Origin of the sequence: Microcoleus sp. OTE_8_concoct_300 (assembly GCF_031383065.1) — a bacterium.
Taxonomy (GTDB): Bacteria; Cyanobacteriota; Cyanobacteriia; order Cyanobacteriales; family Microcoleaceae; genus Microcoleus.
Map to the genome: position 1 here is coordinate 1 of NZ_JANMZH010000164.1, position 1,578 is coordinate 1,578.

General features: G+C 45.3%; 2 protein-coding genes. Both read left to right on the plus strand.

What is annotated here, in order from left to right; translation table 11 throughout:
- The first annotated feature begins 212 nt into the window (after nucleotides 1-212).
- Nucleotides 213-410 (plus strand): hypothetical protein, encoded by a 198-nt coding sequence (locus ACUVJL_RS07770; protein ID WP_445245320.1) that lies wholly within the window; start codon nucleotides 213-215, stop codon nucleotides 408-410.
- 193 nt (nucleotides 411-603) lie between these two features.
- A partial coding sequence (locus ACUVJL_RS07775) for an HlyD family secretion protein (RefSeq protein WP_445245321.1) occupies nucleotides 604-1,578 on the plus strand: 975 nt, incomplete at its 3' end.

Below are 1,578 nucleotides of genomic sequence, written 5' to 3' on the forward strand. Positions count from 1 at the left end.
AATACTTGCTTCACAAAAGCCAGAAATTGAAGACATGAAAAAGTAGCGACCACTTTGGTATAAACTGTCACTTAGCTCGACTGTGGCTGTCAGCATTTGTCTGACTCCACCTCAGTTTCATTAGATTGCGTAAAAATACTGAAGACAATTGAGCTGCCCTACCTCTAAAGTAGTAGATCAGTCAGGAGAAAGCTATATAGACGGGGTAGGTCATGAGCTTGAACAGCTTGGAATTAAACACAACTTATCAATCAAATGCAGTCGCACAGGAGCAAGTGAGCGCATTGACACAGGAAATTGAAGCGCAAGCAGACATAACAAAACGGGAAAAAAATCTACAGAACAATCGCTTGGCATTAGGCACAACTTATCTTCGGATTTTAGAAGCCGGTGGCCATCTGGGCTGCTGAGGCGAAATTTCATCGTAATTTCATTTGGCAGTGAAATACTAGGTTGAGTAGAGCATTTCTAGCTCTCGGTCATTGCTTAGCGGTCGCTTCTTGGAAAATGCTAATAAGTAGCTCCTGTTAATTGGGTTCACTTACTTATTTTGGCAAAATACCAACCGTTAAACCTGTGGCACTCAACCTGATTTCAAGGACAATGCCAACGATGATATTTGACAAATATGCTCAGTCTCCGGCAATTATTAGCAGCTTTTCAGGAACTTTGTTCAGCATAATTTTGCTAAGTTCTCCGGCTGTCGTTTTTGCCCACGCTGGCCACGGAAATGAATTTCACCAAAGCGGCGAAACAACTCAAACTCCTGCTGCTATTTCTGTCGATGCCGAAACAGCAAAACGATTAGGTATTAAAGTCTCCCCGGCAAGCCGCCAGCGACTAGATATCGGCATCAAAACCACTGGACAAATTGAAACTTTGCCCAACCAAAAAGTCGAAGTGACGGCTGCTGTTGCTGGCAAAGTAGTAGAGTTGTTGGTTAAGCCTGGGGACAAAGTATCAAAAGGTCAACCCGTTGCGGTTTTATCGAGTTCAGAATTAGGACTGTTGCGGGTTGAATCTCTCTCGAAACGTGCCGAAGCTGAGGCAGATTTGCAGCAAGCGGAAGGCGATCTCAAACTAGCACGAGAAAATTACGATCGCCAACTTCAAATATCCGCAGCAGAAATCGCCCAAGCCCAAACCCAATTGACAGCGGTAACTAAGCAGTACCAGCGAGAACAAGAATTAGTAAACAAGCGTTCAGTTGTGCAAGCGGCTAAAGAAAACTATCAACGTCAAGTTGAAATAGCGCAAGCCGAAATAGCGCGGGCCGAAACAGAATTAACTATTGCTAAAGAACAGTTCGATCGCGACAAAGAATTAGTGGCATCTGGAGCGATCGCGCGGCGCACAATGCTGGAATCGCAAGCCCACTTCGCTGAAGCAAAAGCCACTGTTGCTAAGGCAAAAAGCCGTCCTGAAGTTATCCAAGCTCAAACCGAAATTAAACAAGCCGAAGTAGACCTCCCAATGCGGGAATTGCGGGAAACTCAAGGCAGAGTAGCAGAAGCAAAAGCTCAACTTACCAGAGCTCAGAGCCGCCGGGAAGTCCTAGAAGCCGAGAACCAACTCAAA